Source organism: Flectobacillus sp. BAB-3569 (assembly GCF_002270355.1).
GTDB lineage: Bacteria > Bacteroidota > Bacteroidia > Cytophagales > Spirosomataceae > Flectobacillus > Flectobacillus roseus.
Genome location: NZ_NJFZ01000008.1, coordinates 118006 through 140805, shown reverse-complemented (window position 1 = coordinate 140805; position 22800 = coordinate 118006). Strand labels below are relative to the sequence as shown.

Genomic DNA, 22800 nt, shown 5'->3' with positions numbered 1-22800 from the left:
GTCCGTGTAAGGTAAAGTTACCTGATACACGGACTCAAATATCAATTTCACTCAAATTTATTGCATCTGAATTACTTTAAATTCTGTTCTACGGTTGGTTTGATGTTGCTCTTCAGTACATTCAACACCATCAGCACATTCATTAAGCAATTGTGTTTCTCCAAATCCTGAAGACTCTAATCTGGTTGAGGCGATACCACGTTTGCGCAAATAGCTAACCACTGATTTCGAACGATTTTCTGAGAGTTTTTGATTAAATTCAGTCGATGAGCGAGAATCTGTATGAGAACGCAAATCTATTCTCATTTTAGGATAACGCTTCATTAATGATACCAACTTCTCCAATTCTCTGGCAGCATCAGGGCGAATATTGTATCTACCGTAATCGTAGTAGATATTATCAATGGTGATTACATCTCCTTCTTCAAACATACTCAAGTTAGAGTTGATGTATTTCGGAGGATTGTCGCCAACTTTCTTGATTTTGTTGCTTTTCGAGCCAAAGTTTTCTTTTGCTGCTTCCAAATTATAATCACAACCTTGGCAAATATCAAATTGATAACGACCATCTGCGCCAGTGACTACTTGTTGAATTGTTCCATCGCATTCGTTTCTTAAAGTCACAAGAACGCCTGCAATTGGTTGTTTATCTTTGTTAGAAGTAACTCGACCTCTTAAGGTTGTTACTTTACAAGGTAATGCTGGGTTTGGATTTCCTGATGGATTAATTCTTGCAGAAAGAGAATCACCTTCCACTTCTTTCACTGGTTGCAAAGGAATATCCAGTGTCGACTGTTCGATTTTAGCATCTTTTGCCGAATACCCAACGGTATTTGGAAGATACCCTTCACGAGAAGCCTTTAACAAATATGACTTATCTTCATCCAAACAGATTTTGAAAGTACCATTAGAATCGGTCTTTTTCATTTCTGTCTTACCCTCTGTCGACACTTCAACATCGGCATTATCTAGTGGCAATTTAGATTCAGCATCAAATACAATCACCTGCAATTCGCGACACTCAGGTTTTTCGTCACATTCGCGTGTAAATCTGTAAATATCATCGTCAGCACCACCACGTTTGCGGTTTGAGCTTAGATATCCTTGTCTGCGTTCGCCATCGGTTATAAGTCCAAAATCATCTTGGCTTGTATTGATTGGTGCGCCAAGGTTTTTAATTTTACCTTTTGCTTTTCCATCTTGTAATTCAACGAAGAAAATATCTAATCCTCCAAGTCCAGCGTGACCATCTGAAGCAAAATAAAGATTACCTTTTTCATCTACAAAAGGAAACATTTCATTGCCTTCTGTATTTATCTCAGGACCAAGATTAACAGGCGTTCCAAAATTTCCATTGTTGTATTCAACTACATATACGTCTGTTCCTCCAAAACCACCTGGCATATCTGAAACAAAATACATTAACTTATCGTCTTTTGTCAAAGAAGGATGACCGGTCGAGTACTCATTATTATTAAAAGGAACTTCCTTCACTGTCGACCATTGCCCATCACCTTTTTTATCTTCAGCAGTGTAAAGTTTCAATTTATTTACACGGTCAGCGCTAGTTTTGAAACTTCCTGAATTGTAGTTATTTCTGGTAAAAACAATTTTACGACCGTCACTAGAAAAGGTTACTGGCCCTTCATGATACTTGGTATTAAGTGTTTTTGAAAAAACCTCACTTTGTGTAACAGGGGTTTCGTTGTAGGTAGCATATCCTTTGTACATACCTGTACTACCGTAAGACCCAATTGTTCTAGAATCGTTTGGTGTAGATGGTGTATACTCGTCATCACCAACAACGGCTGGAGCTTTAAACTTACGTTCTTTATTTGCTGTCGAACCACCAACACCTGAAGGCTGAGAAGCAGTAAGTTTACTGATGTCGGATAAATAATATAGGTCAAGAAAGTTTGAATTATCCCATGAATATACTCTTTTCAACCCAACAGACTCTGTACGCCCAGAGTTGAAAACAAAACCATTTTTGTAATAACTAGGACTAAAATCTGCTTTATCAGTATTTAGATTTAAGTATTCAACCTTGTAACAAGCACGGTTTTTATTGAGTGTTTCAATATTTTTATACAATTTTTGAAAGCTTGAACTTCGCTTGTCTGTCGCTGCTAATTTAGCGTATTTCTCATATACCTCTTGAGACTCTTTGTATTTACCGTTGGTAGCAAGCGCTTGCGCATAATAAAGATATGCTTTTGAATCACCTGAAAAAGATGGATTGTCTACAATCTCTTTATATACTCTCTCTGCATTTTGAGAATCTTTGATTTGTCGATAAGCATATGCTAGTTTCAGTTTCGCAGCTTGTTTATCTGCTTCAGAAACCTTGCCTTTTAGGGCATGCTCATACATCTCGGCGGCATTCAAATAACTCATTTTTTCAAATTCAGCTTCTGCATCTTTCAAAGTCTGAGCTGATACTTTTGAAACAAAGAGAAAGGCAGTAAGAATTACCAATCCTATTTTCTTACAATTAATCATTTTTCTAAATAGTTATAACATCATGAGGCGAATTCAAAATCGATAAAGCAACGAAGGGCATGCCTTGTATTCAATACATTCCAGTAATAATAAAAAAAAGTTTTTAGTTAATAGTATATCAGTTATTTGTTTACTCTCATAATAAGACGGCTACTTCCACAGTGCACCACAGATATACTATTAATGTAGTCTTTCGTATTACTTGATTAGAAATAACGTGGAGTAAGGATTTTGGCTTTCTTGAAACCAAATTCGTATCTCAACATAATTTCATGGCTACCTTTTTGCGAGTTCTGCAAGCTATTTAGCATAAAATCGTACGCATAGCCTATACGGAACTGGTCACTTGCTTGAATTTCGAGCATACCAATAGCGGCATCACCATTTTGATTTGCGAAAGGTGAATCAAACTTCTGATTATTAGTTCTCCAAGAAGCCCCAACAGCAACTCTATCACGAATCCATAAGTTAAGATTCAAATCAAATGCAGCGGCGTCACGAGTAGCTTTTACCAAAACGGAAGGCTTCAATGCCAATGAACTACCTAATGGCACAACAAATCCCATCATCAAAAAATAGTGTCTTTCTTGACGCGCTTTTTTCAAAGTATCCTCATTACCAGTATAAGTACGAAGTTCATTTTGTACTAAGTTGGGAACCGAAACACCAATATATCCACGGTCGTTACTCAAATACAAACCTGTACCTACATTGGGTAACCATTTTGAAGTATTACCACTAAAAGCTGGATCTATATCGTTATTATCTAGGGTACGACGAACGCCACCCAAACTACCAACCAAGTTGGTTGCACCAGCTTGGATACCCATAGCCAACGTAGAGCGTTGAGATACTTTTACACGGTAGGCATAAGATAAATAAGCTCCAGTATTGTTGAATACCCCAATTTGGTCGTGGTATGCTTGTAGCCCAATACCAACTTTTTCTTTTTTAACGGGCATATCAACAGTGAATGATTGTGTAGTAGGTGCGCCTTCGATTCCTACCCACTGTTGTCGGTAAACTCCAGTCATGCTCAACACGTCACGGCTACCTGCATAAGCGGGGTTCACTGCAAGCATATTAAACATATACTGAGAATACTGGACTTCTTGCTGAGCATGAGCTTTTTCTACACCTGCCAGCCCCAAGGCGAGTGAGAAGATGATTGCGGTTTTAGCTCTCGAAAGCAAACTTTGGCGTCTCATTGGATGATGGTTTAAATTATTAACCAAAGAAAAAAGGGTAAACACTACTTGGCTTAGTTTTCTTTGATTTGATTTTTTAACTATTTAGGCACCCTAGAGTGAGAGACTCACTCTAGGGTGTTTTTGTATTATCTCACAATTGTGAAGTATTTAACTACAGTGTTTTTACCTTGGGTTAAAATAATTTCACCTGTTGTTCTATCGTAACGAGTGAAGCTGTAGTAGTAAGTACCATCAGGTAAGCCTTGGCCATCACCGATTACTTTCACACCTTGGTTAGCTTCGCCACCCCAGTCATTTTGATAGTCACTTGCAGCGTAAACTAAACTTCCCCATCTGTTGAAGATTTTCAATTCGATGCGTTGATCAGGATTCAATGGCTGTATTACGAACTTGTCGTTAATTCCATCACCGTTTGGAGAGAACCCTTCAGGAATAAATGGACTATCAGTTACTACCGACGCATCGAATATTACAGGAGTCTTAGCATTTTCAGAAGGATTACCATCACCATTAGGATCTGGGTTCGTACCTGCTGTTGATAAGTCAAATGCTTTCTTCGTCGCATCTGCAATACTTATACCTGTTGCGCTAGCTTGAGTATAAATCGTATCCTGAAGTGGTTCACGGATATTCAATGTGTACTCAATCACGATACTGTCACCTTGGGCAAACTTGAATGTACTACTTGCTACTGTAAGAGTTGTATCAGCAATGCCATCGAACAATGAATCTAGTTTTACACTACCACTTACAAGTGTTGGCTTACCTACCAATGACCAAGCCGTTACTTGCTGACCAATATTAGATTGAATATGGTTGGCAAGAACAACATTGTTTAGCGTATCCTTACCATAGTTACGAGCAATCAATCTAAACTTCACGTTAAACGTGCTATCTGTTTGCATCACTGGTTTGCTAGCTGACAATGCTACACCAATTGCGGCATCTCCTAATGGTTTTACTGGGTTACTCAACGTTACTGAAGTAGCCACCTTGTTATTTGAAGGATCACCATCTTTGTCAGGATCTGGATCAGAACCAGCCGTTGAAATATCCTCATAAGTCAAACCATCTGTACCTGTACCTTTACCTATTGCAACGTTACTGAATACTGAGTCAGTAGCAGCAGTAGTATTAACTCTTACTGCCAAGTTGATTGATACTGAATCGCCAACACCTAGCGCAGACGAATCTGGCAATACTAAATCGATATTCAAACCAGAACCTGTATATTTAGAATTTACTTTCACACCTGGACGATTTGTCGAAACAGTAGGTTGACCTACAATAGTTGCTCCTTTCGAAGTATAAACTGCATCTAAGTCATCGGTTACTGACAATTTCGTGATTCTATTTACACCCATGTTAACAACTCTAATGACATAAGGAACTGTCCATTCGTTTGTGCTCTCACGTTTCAAGCCAGAAGCTAGAACTTCTTTTGCTACACCAATCAATGTTCTTGGTAAGTCGAAGCGCAATACTGTTCTGCTAGGCATTGCACTCACATCGGTACCAGCAGATGACTTAGCTGTTACTGTGCCACTTGGAGCAATACCCGAACCATTTACTTGACTGTAGAATGGACCTTTATTGCCGTTTAATGTAAGTGTTACAGTGTAAATCAAAGTATCTACTTTATTTGGAATCATGAAGCTAGAAGCCGCTTTCACCAAATTTGGATCACTAGCGCCAAATGCCTCATTGATTACCAAATTGCCTGTATTCTTCAATACTGGTGCACTCACTGTAAATGTTGCAGGAGAAGGGAAGTTTTTCGCAACCGAATCTACCAAGCTAACATTACGTAGCGTATCACTACAGAAGTTTTTCGCAATCAATTGATAAGTCACGTTGTAAACACCAGTTGATGTTTGGTTTGTATCAATTACAGCTAATGCTAAGCCCAGTCTACAGTCATTTACCACTCTATTGATGATATTAACTTCAACTGTACTCTTATCATTCTCTTTCACAGCATCCAATTTACTTGAGCTTGCTACAAATACAGTGTTAGGTGCAACACCTTGTAATACAGCACGTGCACTGTAGGTTAACGATTTAGTTTCTCCTTTTGCAATTGCTGCAATAGTAGCACTCAATGAATCACCTGTTGCAGTCTTGCCAGTTGAAGTAAAGTCGCCACTGATGTATGACAAATTACTTACTAAGAAGTCTTTCAAGACAACATTTGTAGCATTACCAGGACCCGCATTGGTTACCTTAATGGTGTAGGTTACCAAACTGTCTTTGTTAACTGTTGTAGCACTTGCTGTTTTGACTACTGCCAAATCTGCATAGAGTGTATCGTTTGCAGATACGATTGTCGCAGTTGCTGTATTATTAGTCAACAATGGGTCTGTTGGGCTATACCTAGTTGTAGTCGCAGTAGTTGAGATTGTTTTATCTTCATCTACTTTCACTCTATAAGAGAATGATGCTGAAGCCCCAACTGCCAAATTACCGATAGTTGCTTTTATTGAATCTGCAGTTTTATCTACATCGCCAGATAAGAATGTTAGCCCTTGAGGGAACAACGCTCTTAACTCAATGTTTGAAGCAGCAGCAGGTCCATTATTTTGAACTTTTAATGTATAAACTACTTCATCACCTTTTGATACAATCGACTTATCTGCAGTAAAGCTTAAAGCAAGGTCAGCTAAACCTGTTGGGTTGATAGTTCCAACCTGAACAGTGGTCGTTGCAGTATTGTTATCTGTTTTAGGATCTAAGGTAGAAGCTACTGTAGCTCCAAATAATAGATTTCCAGATGTAATACCTTTCGCGATGAATGTTAATACTTTTGTTTCTCCTTTCTTCAATGAATCGTAGCTAGCTGTCAAAGTATTTCCACTCACTATCCAATCAGTTGCTGCTGACATTAACTCGAACCCTGCTGGAATAGTAGTTGTCACTTTCACTCCTTTAGCTGTAGCAGGGCCATTGTTAGAAACAGTTACTGTTAAAGTTGTTGTTTCATTTAATCCAATGGCTGTTTTATCTGCAACTATAGCAATGGCTGCATCTGCGGCATTTGGATCTACAATTCCTGCATTGATTGTAACAGACGCTTTGTTGTTAGCTGTATTCGGATCTACAGTGCTAGAAGTTCCTGACACCGTAATAGTTGCTTCCGAAGTACTTGTTACCACCGATTTGAATGTGTATGTTTTAGTACCATTCATTGCAAGTGTATCAATATTTACACCAACTGTATTTCCATTTTGAATTAAGCCTCCTGTTTGACTTGCATAAGTAAGCGTTCCTGGGATGATTACACTTAGGGCAACTCCTTTAGCAATTCTTGGTCCAGAGTTAACTACTGTTACTGTAGTTACTACTGTGTCACCTACCGCATATGTTGCTTTGTCTGTTGTTATACCTACACCAATATCAGCCAAATCCATCACTACCAAATCAGTACTTACTGTAATTGGCGAACCAGAAGAGAAACATCCTTGTGCAGTACGATAGAATGCGTAGTATGTTCCAAATCCAACCGCAGATGGAGTTGCTACATCGTTAGATGTTGCCGAACCACCAGATTTAAACACCAAGGTAGCCCCAGTTGGAGTTGTTGATGTTACTAAACTATTCAAGTTGGCAGTCTGACCAGAAGATATCATCAAATTCTTCGTGACTGGAGCAGAGATATCTGCAAGAGGATTCAATGTAGCTGTATCTGATGGTACAGAAGTACATCCATTTGCATCGCTCAAGATATAGTAATAGCTACCCAAACCTTTCACATTGATCGCCTGTGCAGTTGAAACCACAGAAGACGAACCTACTTTATACCATTTGTATTGATAACCATCAATTGCTTTCAATCCTACAGAATCAGTTGTACAAGCTGTCAAATTACCCGAAACGGTAATGGTTGGTTTTACTTTGATTCCATTAATAGTAAGAATCATTGTATCCACAGCAGCCACACATGGACCTGTACCATCAGGGTCATTTGAAGTCAAGAATAACTTCACTGAACCATTTGTCACATCTTGTGCCGAAGCGGTATAGGTAGCAGTTGGCAATAATGGATTATCAAATGTACCTGAACCTGTTGACTTCCATGTAATGAAGTTTGCAGCTCCACTAAATACCCCTTTCAATTGGTAAGATTTAGTATCACAAATTGTAGCATCAGCACCTGCATTTACTGTTGCAGGCGTAGTAGCACAATCTTTAGGAGTGCAATCTGTTGTGATAAACACATTGATTACTGCTGGAGCTGAAGTACAACCTGAAGCAAACTTCTCGAATACATAATAAGTACCAGTTGCTGAAACAGCTTGTGGATTACTTACTAAAGTTGAAGTGCTTGACATACCTGTTCTGAATTCAAATGAGCTACCATTTGACGCTGTACTTAATAAACCAGATGTTAAATCAACGGTTGTTGCTGGACAAGCATTTACCAAATCTTTCGTAGATGGCTTGCTAGCAGAATTTCCTACTTGGATAGTCAACTCATTTGAGTTACCACTTTCACACTTATCAAGTTTACAAATTGCAGTATAAGTTGTCTTAGCTGTTGGTTTTACACTTACCGTTGTTCCAATTTGACCATCACTCCAAATTACAGCACCATCACAACCAGTTGCAGTTAAGTTCACTAATGAACCAGCACAAGCAGTTAATACATCACTTGTAATTACTGGAGCTGTCGGAGTTCCTACTGTAATAGTTGTTACTGCTGAAGAAGCAGACTCACAAGTACTCGTTACACATTTCACTGTGTAGTTTGTAGTTTGAGTTGGGCTTACTGTATGAATTGCACCTGTAAATCCATCAGACCATTGAATTGTTCCACCTTCACATCCAGTTGCCACTAATGTCATTGAACTACCTGGACACATAAATTTCGCAGGACAAGTACACACAACACTAATTGTTGGAATTGCTAATGGTGTAACATTCACCGTTACTTTGTTCGACTCTGCACTTACACAAGTATTTCCTTTACAAGTAGCAGAATAGGTTGTTGTAGTTGTTGGTGTTTCAGTGATAGAAGCGCCAGTTTTACCATTCGACCAAGTTACCTCACCAGCACCACAACCAGTTGCGGTAAGCGTTACTTGAGTACCTGAACAAATTGTATTCGTTGATGCTGTAATAACTGGCGCAACACCTGAACCCACTGTTACCGTTACTGGGCTAGATGTCTTAGCAGTTGCGTTAGCACAACTATTTGATTTACACTGAACAGTATAAGTAGTTGTTACAGTTGGCTTAACATTAATACTTGCAGTAGTTTCACCAGTACTCCACAACAAATCAGCCGTACATCCTGTGGCAGTTAAAGTAACTTCTGTTCCTGCACATACAGGAGAAGTAGTACTTGCCACGATTACTGGTGTTGGCAAATCTGTAGCAACATTTACCGTTACTGAAGCTTTAGCATCTGTAGCACAAGCTACATCTGTACACAATGCAGTATAAGTAGTTGTCACCGTTGGATTAACTGTAATAGTTGAACCTGTTAGACCGCCAGTCCATGTTACCTTACCAGCTTCGCAACCTTTTACTGATAATGTTACTGGAGAACCAGCACATACATTATTCTTATCTGCTGAAGCAACCAATGTTACTACAACCGTTGGTTTAACTACAATTTCTTTTTCGTTTGATTTAACACTTTCACATGCACCTAATGAACAAACAGCTGAGAAAACAGTGGTAATTGTTGGTTTCACAGTAATTGTTGTTCCTGTCATACCATTTGACCATTTTACTGTTGTACCGCTTGGACATCCTAATGCTAAGAAGACAACTTCTTGACCAACACAAATTTCTTGATCTCCACATACAACAATTGGCGCATCAATAGATCCACTGTTTACTTTCACCTCTACAGTATTTGATACTCCAGAGTTACATGTCGCATTTGTAGATGTACAAGTTGCGGTGTAAGAAGTTGTAACCGAAGGCTTAACTGTTACTGATGCACCTGTTTGACCATCTGACCATTTGATTGTACCATTACATCCTGTAGCAGTCAATGTTACACTTTCACCCACACAGATAGCAGTTTTAGATGCTGCAATTGTTGGTTTAGCAAATTCTGAAACTGTTACACTTGCTGTATTCGATGCAATACTTGTACAAGTTCCCATTTTACAAACTGCAGTGTAGTTTGTACTAACAGTTGGCGTTACAGTAATTGACGATCCTGTCATTCCATTTGACCATTCTATTGTACCACCTGCACAACCTGTTGCGCTTAATGTCAATGGAGAACCAGAGCAAATCGCTGATAATGCTGGACTAATTGCTGGAGGTGTTGGTGTACCCACAGTGATTGTCACTGATTGTGATTTAGTTGATTCACAAGTAGCAACTGTACATGTTGCAGAGTAAGTTGTTGTAACCGTTGGATTAACTGTTACCGATGCACCTGTCAATACTTGTGCACCACCGTACCATTTAACAGTTCCAGTACAACCAGTAGCTGTTAATGTTACAGAACCAGAACCACAAATAGAAGTTGATGATGCAACTATTGTTGGAACTGTTGGAGTTGTAACCGTAATCGAAACAGGAGTTGAAGGATTACTTGTACAATTATTTACTGTACAAGTTGCCGTGTAAGTTGCGTTTACAGATGGCGTAACAGTAATAGATGCTGTTGTTTCACCTGTATTCCATTTAATCTGACCTGAACATCCTACTGCCGTGATGTTTACTGATTGACCAGAGCATATAGCTGTTTTCTCAGCTGCAAGCACAGGTGCTGCTACATTACAAACAGTTGGGGTAATAATATCTACACTATCATCATCATCTTCATTTTTATCTGTACCATTATTTGGTGTCGAATCAGGGTCTTTCACATCCGACTTGGTAATTTGTGCAGCGTTCGTGATTTTACCACCTGATGTTACTTTCGCGCGGAAAGTAAATTCTACTTTTGCATCCTTCGCCAGATTTGCAATCGTACCTGTCAATGTACCGTTGTTGTTTGTCAAAGAAGAACTAGACACAAAGCTGATACCCGCAGGAAGCACATCTTGAATTTCAACATTTGTTGCAGCGTGTGGACCTGCGTTAGATACTACTATTGTATAAACAATTTCGTCGTTAACATTTGGAGTAGCATTCGAAACTGTTTTCGTCAAGCTCAAGTCAGCCAATTCAATAGCATTGATAGTTACACTTGATTTGTTATTACCCAATTTTGTTGGGTCTTCACTTGGACTTGAGATTTCGGCATCATTAACGATACTGCCTTTCGAAAGAATCGTTGCCTTTATGTTTAAAGTAACTTGAGCACCAGCTGCTAAAGTACCAATCGTCCATTCGCCAGTTGAAGCATTGTATTGAGCAGAAGGATCTGCACTTACAAACGATAAGCTTGCAGGAAGTACATCTTTTACTTTAACAGTTGAAGCACTCGAACCTCCTAAGTTTTTAGCAACGATAGCATAATTAATCGTCTGTCCTACTAAATAAGAAGGTGATGTTTGCGGAGATGCTACGTCAACAATTGTTTTAACAACTGCTAGGTCTGTCGTTTGACAGCTTGTCACTGTAAAGTTGATAGATGCTCTTTCGCTAATACAACCTTCTGGTGTTACTGCCTCTGCATAATACACTACTGTACCTGTTGCTGTCGGAGTAACTTTTAAGCTAGTACCTGTTCCTACTGATGTTCCTCCTGTAGCGGTTGTGTACCATTTAATAGTATTACCTGTACTTTCAGCAGTAAGTGTATTCGATTCTCCTAAACAAATTTGTGAGCTAGCTGACAAGTTTGATGGTTTTGATGGACGAGTCTTATACGTAAATACTGTCTTAGAAGTTGCAGCAGAACATAAAGTAGCACTACCATCTGGGTCGTTAGTTGTAAACGTAAATTCAATTAAACCTTTTGCCTCGTCTGATGCAGAAGGAGTATATTTGGCAGATACGCTAGTTGCATTATCAAATGTTCCAGTACCTGTCGATGTCCATGTTCCGCTTGTTGCTCCTCCACCCAAAGTAGCAGTTAGTTGCAGTTGTGTGAAACTACCTACGCATTGAGACGAGATAGCAGCAACTGTAACTGTTGCAGGATTAGGACAACTACATGAATTGATATTAACAGTTACTACTGCAGGTGCGCTATAGCAGCCATTAGTTGATTTTTCAAATAAATAATAAGTACCTGCTCCTACTACCGCTGGATTTGCTACCAACGATGCCGATGGCGTTGAGCCTGTTCTCCATTCGAATACACCACCACTTGTTGAAGGAGTACTTGTGATTGCTGATGCCAAATTCACAGTAGTAGTAACTGCTGGTGAACATTGATTAGCTAAAGATGCCAACACTGTTGGAGTCGTAGGCGATGGATTAACCGTAAAGCTGATAGATGCTCTTTCACTTGTACAACCCTCAGACGTTGACGCCTCTGCATAATATATTACTGTACCCGCTGCTGTTGGTGTTACTGTCAAGCTAGTGCCTGTTCCTACTGATGTTCCTCCAGTAGCAGTTGTGTACCACTTAATCGTGTTACCTGCGCTTTCAGCAGTAAGTGTATTAGGTTGTCCTAAACAAATTTGTGAGCTAGCTGACAAGTTTGATGGTTTCGAAGGACGAGCTTTGTAAATGAAAGTCGTTTTAGAAGTAGCAGCCGAACATAAAGTAGCGCTACCATCTGGGTCATTGGTTGTAAACGTAAATTCGATTGAACCTTTTGTTTCATCTGACGCAGAAGGGGTATATTTCGCAGAAACACTCGATGCATTATCAAATGTACCTGTACCTGTTGAGGTCCATGTTCCGCTTGTTGCTCCCCCACCCAAAGTAGCTGATAGTTGCAATTGTGTGAAACTACCCACGCACTGAGATGGAATTGCAGCAAGAATAACCGTTGCAGGATTAGGACATGCACAAGGGTTAATACTCACTGTTACTAACGCAGGTGAACTATAACAGCCTGTAGTTGATTTTTCAAACAAGTAATAAGTACCTGCTCCCACTGCCGCTGGATTTGCTACCAACGACGATGTTGAAGCCGAACCTGTTCTCCACTCAAATACACCACCACTTGTTGAAGGAGTACTCGTAATAGCTGACGCCAAATTCACTGTCGTTGTAGCAACTGGTGAGCATTGGTTTGCAATTGATGCCAATACTGTTGGAGTGGTAGGTTTGGTATTTACTACGATAGAAATACTTTTTCTAGCACTTGTACAGCCATTCGCATTTATTGTCTCTACATAATAAGTGGTATTTGCCGTTGGGGTAACTTGAACACTCGCTGTAGTAGCGAAGGCTGTTCCTCCAGTAGGTAGTGTATACCATTTATAAGAAGAACCTGTACCCGATGCTGTCAGAGTAGCCACATCGCCAACACATAGCGTGCTAGCAGAAGCAACTACATTTGGCATATCTGGGTTACTTGTTACATTGAAGCTTACTCCAGTCGCATCAAGTGCTAGGCATTTTCCAGAAATGGTTGTTTGCAAATCTGAAAGTTTGGTAGTACCTAATGTAATAGCCGTCGTCAAGTTCAAATCTGTAGTATTATAGACTATAGTATGAATCTTGTATGAATCAGCTGCATTGATAGAGAAACTTGGAGTTGTTGCCGTCTGAACAATAGTATTTGTTGTGCCTTTACTCAACAAATATCTCACAACATATCCAGATGGAACTGTTGGTGCTGTCGAAACAGACGCTGTAAGTGTTAATGAACCTCCCGTAGGTAAGCACAAACCTGCTGTACCTGCCAATAGATTACCCGTTATTACATTACAGCTAGGAATAATACCTGCGTCGATATCTTTATTATCACGTGCAGGATCGCCAACTGGTTTTGTGGCATCTATTGTAATAAGTGGACTTTTACCATCGGTACCTGCATCAGAGTCAGTAGAAGATGTTCCTTTTCCTGTTAAAGTAAAGGTTGAGCCCGCAGGCTTATCAAATAATACATAGTACTGACCACTAGCAACGATAAATTCATATTTACCACTCGCATTAGTGGTAGTAGTACTGATTACATTGCCATTTTTATCCAATAAAGAGACTTTCAAACCAGCTACTGGTGTATCACCTGTGTTTTGAATACCATCTTTATTGTTATCATTAAATACATAATCACCAATAGAACCTAAAGGAACGATACCCGCATCTACATTAGGATTGTTTCTCAAAGTATCTGTAACAGCTAATGCAGTATTAATCGTAACTAAATGGCTGCGACCCAATGCACTAAAATCACTGTCTTTAGTGTCATCGCTTCCTTGATTAGCTTTAGAGATTTGACTCTTCGCTGGAAGCGTTACACGTACTTGATAAGAACCAGAAGTCAGGTTATCAAATAAATAATAACCTGTCGATGTTGTAGTAACAGTTTTTACAAATGTATTTGAGCCTGTGTATAAATCTACTTTCACGCCCGCCAATCCAGTTTCTGTAGCATCTTGAATACCATTGGCATTCACATCGCTCCAAACATAATCTCCAATCGAACCAAAAGGATCAGGAAGAAACTTCACTGGGCAACAACCTGTTACAGGACACGTCGAATTGGTAGCAGAAAAAGTAAACTCCGTATAATCTGTAATACTTTCTATATATAATACGCCATTTTGAACATAAGCACCCGAACCTGACGTGGTAGCTGTAATAGCTGTTGCAACACCATTTGTTCCGATACGTCTAGTCCACACTACGTTCGTCAAACCTTTTGGTACTGAAACTTCAAAAACACTTCCAATCGAAAAATATGTTGGGACAGAAAAACATACAGCCGCTTGATCGTCCTCATTAATATTATGATTGTTTGGTTTTGAATCCGTATCTGGTTCGGTTTGAGCAACTACCTCAAAACTAGCATAGGCGATTCCTCTTCCGAGGTCGCCGCTTTTTACTCTTGCCTGAACTTGAAGTGTTATTTCAGTATTGCCTAGCAACTGAGTAATTACCCATTTTTTATTGACATTGTCGTAGGTGACTCCTGAGGCTGGGCTCGAATACACAATCGACTCCAACGTTGAAGGCAAGGAATCTTTTACGGAAATATTGGTAGCCTTATCTCCTGTACTATTCTTTAACTTAATAATATAGGTAACCAAATCGCCAGGATTAGGATTACCATTGCTTACCGAAGCTGTTAAAGACAAGTCTGGACTAGCCACAGCCGTCCAAGCAGTAAGTACTGTAAGGATTAAAGAAGCGAATACAGTTCGAAGGGTAGAAAAACCATTCAATGAACTTGCTGATAATTGTTCTTTCTTATTCGAAGTAAGGCGGTTGGTTAATGTAGACAAACCCCAACTTTCGCATAAGTCCAACACAGATTTCACCATGCGAGATTTTGACAATAGAGTAGCACCCATATTGCTTGCACCTCGAGGCTGAAACAGATTATTAGCCGCTCGTGTCAGGTAAGTAAAAAGATTCATTTGCTGTATGTTTAATTGATAAAATTCACTACTAGGACCTTGTTCGTTTGGGCTATCCGACAAGTAATTACTTGGTGTATCAACAAGAAGTGAATCTTCACTTAGGGGCATAACAGCAGGTATGCTATCAGAAGCATTTAGGGAATTAACTACTTTAGGCTGCAAATGCGATGAAAACCTATGATCCGCTTGACGGCTAGCGCCAACCTCGAATGTAAATGTTTTTTTCATCCGATTTCTTGTTAATGTTTTAATTACTTAGGAGGATACCAAAATCTTGTACTATCGACCAGTTTTGTTCAAACTTCGGATTCGCATGATTTAGTCACTTTTAGGCGTCTCAAAATGATGAGATTGTACGGTAAAATGTACCAAAATTGTGCCAAATACCTAACACTTAAGTTGAGTAACTGACCGCCTTTTTGTGCTATATTAAATCAAGCGCACATCCTCGATTTACGGACTTTGTCATAAAAATTTGACAATACTAGGTCAATTTAATTTTGCTGCAAAAGCTACAAAAAATGTAACGGGGCAGCAAAGCCAAAACTATGCCAAAATTTTGCTTAAATAAAAACTTTATGAAATACAATAAGATACAACCAATGCACTTATGAAAATGCACTAACCGAGAAGACACCAATTAAGGTAACGAAAGGAAGTATATAAATTTATTAATTGCGAGCGAAGCACCTATCTTATCCGATATTAGCTTTGATGATACAAATCAAATAAAAATTTATTAGTCTGTCAAGGTTTTCAGTCTTTATTTTATTAAGTGGCAGGACTTTATACGTAAGCGCTGACAATTTGGCATTTTATGCGGTTTTGGAATTGTATTTGTCAATATCGCTATGTCGGTTACGACACCATTCTATGAATATTTGGTTTGTATTTCTATAAATTATTAATGACAAAATGACCATGCAAGAAAAAGGTAACATTTCGATTCATACCGAAAACATTTTCCCTATTATTAAGAAGTTTTTATACTCAGATCATGAAATCTTCTTACGTGAGTTAGTATCTAATGCAGTTGATGCTTCTCAAAAATTGAAACGTTTGTCGGCCATTGGTGAATACGCTGGTGAATTAGGTGAATTGAAGGTAAAAGTAAGTTTTGACAAAGATGCTCGCACGATTACTATCTCCGATTCGGGTATTGGTATGACTGCCGATGAGGTGAAAAAGTACATCAACCAAATTGCCTTTTCTGGAGCTACTGAGTTTGTTGAAAAATACAAGGATAAAGGAGACGAAAAAGCAATCATTGGTCATTTCGGTCTTGGGTTTTACTCTGCCTTTATGGTTGCTGAAAGAGTAGACATTATTACAAAATCTTTCCAAGATGGTGCACAAGCTGTAAAATGGACTTGTGATGGCTCAACCGAATTCGAAATTTCGGAGGCTACTCGTGAAAGAAGAGGTACTGATATTATTTTGTACGTTGCTGATGATTCATTAGAATTCCTTGAGAATTTTAGACTCAAACAAATTCTTGATAAATACTGCAAATTCCTTCCTATTGAAATCGAATTTGAAGATGCTATCATCAACAACCCTACTCCTATCTGGGCAAAATCACCTGCTGATTTGACAGATGAAGATTATCTGAAGTTCTATGAAGAGCTTTATCCTATGTCAGAAAAGCCTCTTTTCTGGATTCACTTGAATGTAGATTATCCATTCAATTTGACAGGTATTCTGTATTTCCCGAAAGTGAAAAACGAATTGCAATTACAAAGAGAAAAAATTCAACTTTTCAGCCGTCAGGTATTTATTACTGACGAAGTAAAAGATGTAGTTCCTGAGTTCTTGATGTTGTTGCATGGGGTAATTGACTCGCCAGATATTCCTCTTAACGTTTCAAGAAGCTTCTTACAAGCTGACTCTAATGTTAAGAAAATCAATAACTATATTACTAGAAAAGTAGCTGAAAAACTGAATGATTTATTCAAAAATGACCGTGCTGGCTTTGAAGAGAAATTCGAAAACATTGGTCTTTTTGTAAAATACGGAATGATTTCAGATGAGAAGTTCTACGACAAAGCGAAAGACTTCTGTTTGCTACAAAGCACTTCGGGCAAATACTACACTTTGAATGAATACGCCGAGTTTGCTCAGGAAAATCAGAAAGATAAAAACGATGACGTTGTATACCTTTACGCGACTGACTTACTAGGACAAGATGGCTATATCCAATCGGCGACTAAACGTGGCTATGATGTTTTGAAATTGGATGCTGTTTTGGATAGTCATTTTATCAATATGCTTGAAACCAAATTGGTAAAAACTAACCTTAAACGTGTTGATGCCGATACGGTAGAAAAATTAATTGATAAAGGTATCGCCTTAGAAGCTGTACTTTCAGACTCAGAAAAAGAGACTGTGAAAAAGGTATTTGATGAGGTAATCAATGATAAAAACAAGTCGGTTCAAGTAGAGGCGATGCCAGTAGACGAACTTCCTGCTATCGTTACCCAAAATGAATTTATGCGCCGTATGAGCGATATGTCAAAACTTGGTGGTGGCATGGGAATGTTTGGAGCAATGCCAAACAATTATACTATTGCAGTAAATGCCAATCACCCTTTGATTAATAAAATTCTTAAAACAGAAGAAGAAGGTGAACAAAAACGTTTGGCGAAACAGGTTTATGACCTTGCTTTATTGTCTCAAAACTTGTTGACAGGTGCCGACTTAACAGCCTTTATCCAACGTACTGCACAAGGATTATAGTTAATTGAAGAATTTAGAATGAGTGAATTGTGAATGTATTATTTTCATAATTTGACACTTACATCTGATTTTAGTTATAACCTTGATAAAAATAAAAGCCCTTCAATCGAAGGGCTTTTATTTTTCTAACCTAAAAAACACATCTAAATTTCTCTTTATTACGATTGTTATTTTACAGATATAATTCTAAACTCTGTTCTGCGGTTTTCTTGGTGTTGTTTTTCATCACAAATTATTCCATCCACACATTCATTCACCAGTTCTGTTTCGCCATATCCGTTTGATACTAACCTAGATGGATCAATGCCTCGCATAGCTAAGTAATCAACAACGGCTCTGGCACGGTTTGCCGAAAGTTGCATATTGAAGTTATCACTTGAGCGAGCATCTGTATGCGAACGAATCTCGATAGTCATTGCAGGATACTTACGAAGCAATGGCAATAATGTTTTTTCAAGCTCTCGAGCTGCGTCTGGGCGAATAAAGAATTTTCCATAGTCGTAATAAATATTTTTCAACTTGAAAATATCCCCTTCTCCATACATTCCCTGAATATTCTGAACTACTTCTCCACTCGATTTAACTTTACCAATTTTCTCTGTGTTAGTAGCATACTTATCTTTTTCAGCAGTCAGCTTGTGGTCGTCCCCAGGTTTTACCTGAAACTCATAGCCACCATCTGGTCCTGTTGTTACAGTTTGCTTCGTTTTATCTTTTTCGTTTTCTAAAGTTACCTGAACACCAGCCATAGGTTGGTCGTTTACTTCAGATTTTACGACACCTTTCAGCACCGCCAAAGGAGCTTTTTCGAGATATAACTCTAAGGTTGTTTTCTGAGCAGTATTACTTTTAGTAGAATATGCCACCGAGTTCATCAGATAGCCCTCTTTAATAGCTTTAAACTCGTACTCAGCATTGGCTTCCATACAAATACTGGTCGAGCCATCAACGCCTGTCACTCTCAATTCACGACTTTCAGCATTTACCGTGATACGAACGTCAACGTTTTCAAGTGGTTGTTTCGACGCTGCATCATAGACAATCAAAGTCAGAGGACGACAAACACGTTTGAAGCTATAGATATTATCGTCACTTAAACCAGACTTACGGTTTGACGAGAAAAATCCACTTGTACGAGTAGCATCTGTTATGATTCCAAAATCATCTTGCGGAGAGTTCAACGGAGCACCTAAGTTATTTACGCCTCTGTACGCTACACCATCTTTAATTTCTGCAAAAAACATATCGAGTCCACCTAGTCCTTCATGACCATCAGAAGCAAAATAGAGATTTCCAGTTGGGTCAACAAATGGGAACATTTCATTACCCTCAGAGTTGATTTCTTTTCCCATATTTACGGGGGTTCCCCAATTTCCATCGCTGTATTCTACCACATAAATATCAGTGCCACCATAACCACCAGGCATATCTGACACAAAATACAATTTGGTATTATCAGGTGTCAAAGCTGGGTGTCCACAAGAGTATTCATCAGAATTAAATGGTAGTTCTTTAATATTACTCCAATTGTCTTTTACCAAATCAGCAATGTATAATTTCAGCTTATTGGTACCATCTTTAGATTCTCTGGTTTTACCTTTATTAAAATTGTTACGAGTAAAAATGGCTTTTTGCTCCCCTTGAAAAAATACTGCAGGTCCCTCATGGTATTTTGTATTAATCACACGGCTAAATTCTTCTACTTTATTAACATCGCCTGTTGATTTCAAGGTTTTATTACTACTACTCGCAACAACACCACCCAAAGCAGCCGCTTTTTGCACCATACCCGACTTGAGTTGTGCGGTATCTGGCACAAAGTATAAGTCTAAAAATGGCGTTTGGTTCCAGCCATAAACACGTTTCACTGCGCCCGACTCATCACGAGCAGAACAAAACACCAAACCACCTTTATAGAACATCGGGCTAAAATCCGCTTGGTTTGAGTTGATTGGAAGATATTCGACTTGATACGAAGAAGAGTCTCTATAGAAACGACTCATTTCCATGTATGAAACCGTAAACTTTTTACTACGAACATCAGCAGTTTGTTTTTCTCCATAAATCGAATAATACTTTTGTGAATCACGGTATTTGCCGTTTGAAGCCAAAGCCTGTGCATAATAAAGATAATTCTCAGACTCTACGTCTGGGAAGTTTTTTAATAAGTCACTATATGCTTTTTCGGCATTTTTGGTATCCTGAATACGACGATAACAGTAGGCTAATTTTTTCAAGGCTTCTTTACGAACAGCGGCGTCCAGTTTTGAATCAGACAGCACGTCTTCGTACAAGCGAATGGCCGACATGTAACTAAGTTGCTCATACTCTCTATTGGCTGCCTTAAACTTAGCTTGTCCCCAAGCGCTGTTAGCAGAAATAGCAAAGAGTAAGACAATACTCAGTAGAATATGTAATGATTTGTTCATGATAGGATTTTAGGCTAAATCGTTTTACAAAGTAAGTATATAGAATGATAAAGAAATGGTTCTTAAAACAAGTTTAGAAACATAACTCCTTGATTTTCATATTTAGTGCATTCTGTACATTCCATTTACAGAGTAAAATGCTTTATGAAATCCGATTAGCCTTGTTTGATTTCTGTAGACAAAAAGGTGTATCTACAAGAAGTTGGTTAATACTAAAACTACTATTTTGGCGAAACTCTGCCTTTCAAACTTTCGGAAGAATGACAGAAAATTATGAAAGCAAAAAACAAATAGCGTGCCAAAAAGTGGACACACGACTCTCTGAAGTATCAAAGCCGTTATACCTCGGTGGTACAACGGCTTTGATTATGGTAGAAATCTTTGAAGATATAAGTCAGATAGTTAGTCTGTCACCTTCATTTTAAACAATTCTTTTGAACGAATCCACACAATGGATACAATAATCATAGTCATAGTACCGCCAAAAATTACCGATGGCACTGTGCCCATTAACTTAGCCAATAGACCTGACTCAAAAGCGCCGATTTCGTTGGAAGAGCTCACAAAAATCCCATTCACCGCCGATACACGCCCACGCATTTCGTCTGGAGTCCAATATCGCAATACCGTTTGACGCACAATTACACTTACGCTGTCAAAGGCGCCCGTAAAAAACAAAGCAATCACCGAAATCCATAAATTTGTTGAAACCGCAAAAATCAATGTGGCCAATCCAAAGCCTCCAACAGCCAGCAATAAATTTCGCCATGCGTGTTTTAATGGCGGAAAATATACCATCATAAACATGGTTAAAATTGCTCCTATTGATGGCGCTGCACGCAAAATACCCAAGCCCTCGGCTCCTACTTTAAGGATGTCTTCAGCATAGATAGGCAATAGGGCAATAACTCCACCAAACAGTACCGAAAACAAATCAAGCGAGATTGAATAAAGGATAATTTTTGTTTTGAAAACAAAAGCGATTCCCTCTTTAAGACTTTGGAAAATATTTACTTTCTCTTCTACTTTTTCAGGAATTGGCGGTGCTGTGATGGTGCTAATTAAGAGCATTACAGTACACAAAAGTGCTACCACAAACCAAAGAGAATTTGTCAATCCCCAATAAGCATACATAAAACCCGCTAAACCTGGTCCTAAAATAGCTCCTGCTTGCCAAAAAGAACTTGCCCATGTAGTTGCATTCGCAAACACTTCTTTCGGAATCAAAAATGGATTTAAAGACGAAGAGGCTGGCGAATAAAACCCTTTGGCTAAGCCTATCAAAAATATTACGCCGTAAATGATGGGCAATAAATTGTGTTGCGGCAACTGGGTAGTTGAATGTGTAGCCCAAACCAAAATAACTGAGCTCAGAATGATGACACTTAAACTTAGCATCAAAATGGTTTTCTTGTTATAAAGGTCGGCTAAATGGCCTCCAAATAATGCCAAAGAAATATACGGAAGTGCCTCCGCCAAGCCAATGAGCCCCAGCGCCATAGGGTCGTGTGTAACCTTGTACATTTCGTATCCAAGCAATACTTCTTGAATCAACAAGGCCATTGTAATAAAACTATTAGCAAACATATATGCCACAAACTGTGGATATTTCAACGCCTCATAAGGCGATTTTTTTGCAGATGGTGGTGTTAGTTGCTCGCTCATCCAATCAGAATAAAAAGAAATAAAGGAAGTAAAAATATGCCATCTCCAACCCAACGATAACGGTCATTTTTTACAAAAAATGATTCAAAATACGTTATTAACACTAGCACGGTACTCATGATGATTTCGACAACTCCTAAACCGATCGAATATGAATACGTACTATGCCAAAGGATTAAAGATATGGCTATGAGATTAATTACAAAAAGTCCATATAAAATTTGTCGAGAAGCACGTGCTCCCCACATTGACCCTAATGAGTGTACCTGAGGATATTTCTGTTGCTCAAATGCCGAAAAAAGCAATAAATTTTGAAAAGCTATCACAAAAAAAACGCCTGCCAAAGCCCAGTCCATCCAACCAAATACGCGCGAATGCTGCACGATAGCCGTTCCACACACACCCGACGCATACACAAAAGCAGTAACTGGTTCTTTGTAAGCCTGAAAGATGCTATCTGAGGACAATTTACTCACGACTACCAAATAAATAGACGTGATAAAAGCAATGCCAAAACCTACCATTAAGGTTAAGTAGGTGATATGTCCCAAAAGATAAACGCCCAATAACATGGCTAGGGCCACAGATAGCTTCAAAACTTTGGCATATTGTTTATGAAAACGATGCCTTGGAGTTGCTATTTGTTCGGGCTTTAAGTTATCCAATTGTCTATCTAAGGTGTATATAATAAACACCGCAATACCCAACAACCACGTACTGGTTGTTGCATGGGTAAACTTGCCTTCTGGTAGTCGCAAAAAAGCCGAATGACAAATCATGGCTCCAGCTACTACATCTAAGCTCAAGAGGTTTATTATTTCTAAAAAGCGCTTTAGGATCATATTCAAATGCTAC

7 protein-coding genes are annotated in these 22800 nt (G+C 38.8%); 1 reads left to right on the top strand and 6 read right to left on the bottom strand.

Annotation, left to right across the window (positions count from 1 at the left end; translation table 11 throughout):
* Positions 1–57: 57 nt before the first annotated feature.
* The 3 genes from BWI92_RS09255 to BWI92_RS09245 form a co-directional block, all read right to left on the bottom strand.
* Positions 58–2502 (bottom strand): carboxypeptidase regulatory-like domain-containing protein, encoded by a 2445-nt coding sequence (locus tag BWI92_RS09255; RefSeq protein ID WP_095162306.1) that lies wholly within the window; start codon positions 2500–2502, stop codon positions 58–60.
* Positions 2503–2708: 206 nt separating this feature from the next.
* Positions 2709–3710 (bottom strand): type IX secretion system membrane protein PorP/SprF, encoded by a 1002-nt coding sequence (locus BWI92_RS09250; protein ID WP_095162304.1) that lies wholly within the window; start codon positions 3708–3710, stop codon positions 2709–2711.
* Between the two features lie 128 nt (positions 3711–3838).
* Complete coding sequence (locus BWI92_RS09245) at positions 3839–15343, bottom strand: SdrD B-like domain-containing protein (RefSeq protein WP_095162302.1); 11505 nt, start codon at positions 15341–15343, stop codon at positions 3839–3841.
* 693 nt (positions 15344–16036) lie between these two features.
* On the opposite strand from BWI92_RS09245, the gene htpG reads away from it, so the two are divergent.
* Positions 16037–17851, top strand: coding sequence for a molecular chaperone HtpG (htpG, locus tag BWI92_RS09240; RefSeq protein ID WP_095162301.1), 1815 nt, complete (start codon positions 16037–16039; stop codon positions 17849–17851).
* Positions 17852–18018: 167 nt separating this feature from the next.
* Here the strand turns inward: htpG and BWI92_RS09235 are convergent, their stop codons facing one another.
* The 3 genes from BWI92_RS09235 to BWI92_RS09225 all read right to left on the bottom strand — a co-directional run bounded on the left by BWI92_RS09235 (position 18019) and on the right by BWI92_RS09225 (position 22751).
* Positions 18019–20280: a carboxypeptidase regulatory-like domain-containing protein gene (locus BWI92_RS09235; protein ID WP_095162299.1), complete on the bottom strand. Its 2262-nt coding sequence runs from the start codon at positions 20278–20280 to the stop codon at positions 18019–18021.
* 402 nt (positions 20281–20682) lie between these two features.
* Positions 20683–21945, bottom strand: coding sequence for an MFS transporter (locus BWI92_RS09230; protein WP_095162324.1), 1263 nt, complete (start codon positions 21943–21945; stop codon positions 20683–20685).
* On the bottom strand, positions 21942–22751 hold the full coding sequence (locus BWI92_RS09225) for a hypothetical protein (protein WP_095162297.1): 810 nt from the start codon (positions 22749–22751) through the stop codon (positions 21942–21944). Before BWI92_RS09225 ends, BWI92_RS09230 begins: the two co-directional genes overlap by 4 nt.
* Between the last annotated feature and the right edge of the window lie 49 nt (positions 22752–22800).

What these genes read in the sequence shown, in the direction of transcription:
- htpG (WP_095162301.1), top strand. Translation starts at nt 16,037, where the DNA reads ATGCAAGAAAAAGGTAACATTTCGATTCATACCGAAAACATTTTCCCT.
- BWI92_RS09230 (WP_095162324.1), bottom strand. Translation starts at nt 21,945, where the DNA reads ATGAGCGAGCAACTAACACCACCATCTGCAAAAAAATCGCCTTATGAG.
- BWI92_RS09250 (WP_095162304.1), bottom strand. Translation starts at nt 3,710, where the DNA reads ATGAGACGCCAAAGTTTGCTTTCGAGAGCTAAAACCGCAATCATCTTC.
- BWI92_RS09235 (WP_095162299.1), bottom strand. Translation starts at nt 20,280, where the DNA reads ATGAACAAATCATTACATATTCTACTGAGTATTGTCTTACTCTTTGCT.
- BWI92_RS09255 (WP_095162306.1), bottom strand. Translation starts at nt 2,502, where the DNA reads ATGATTAATTGTAAGAAAATAGGATTGGTAATTCTTACTGCCTTTCTC.
- BWI92_RS09245 (WP_095162302.1), bottom strand. Translation starts at nt 15,343, where the DNA reads ATGAAAAAAACATTTACATTCGAGGTTGGCGCTAGCCGTCAAGCGGAT.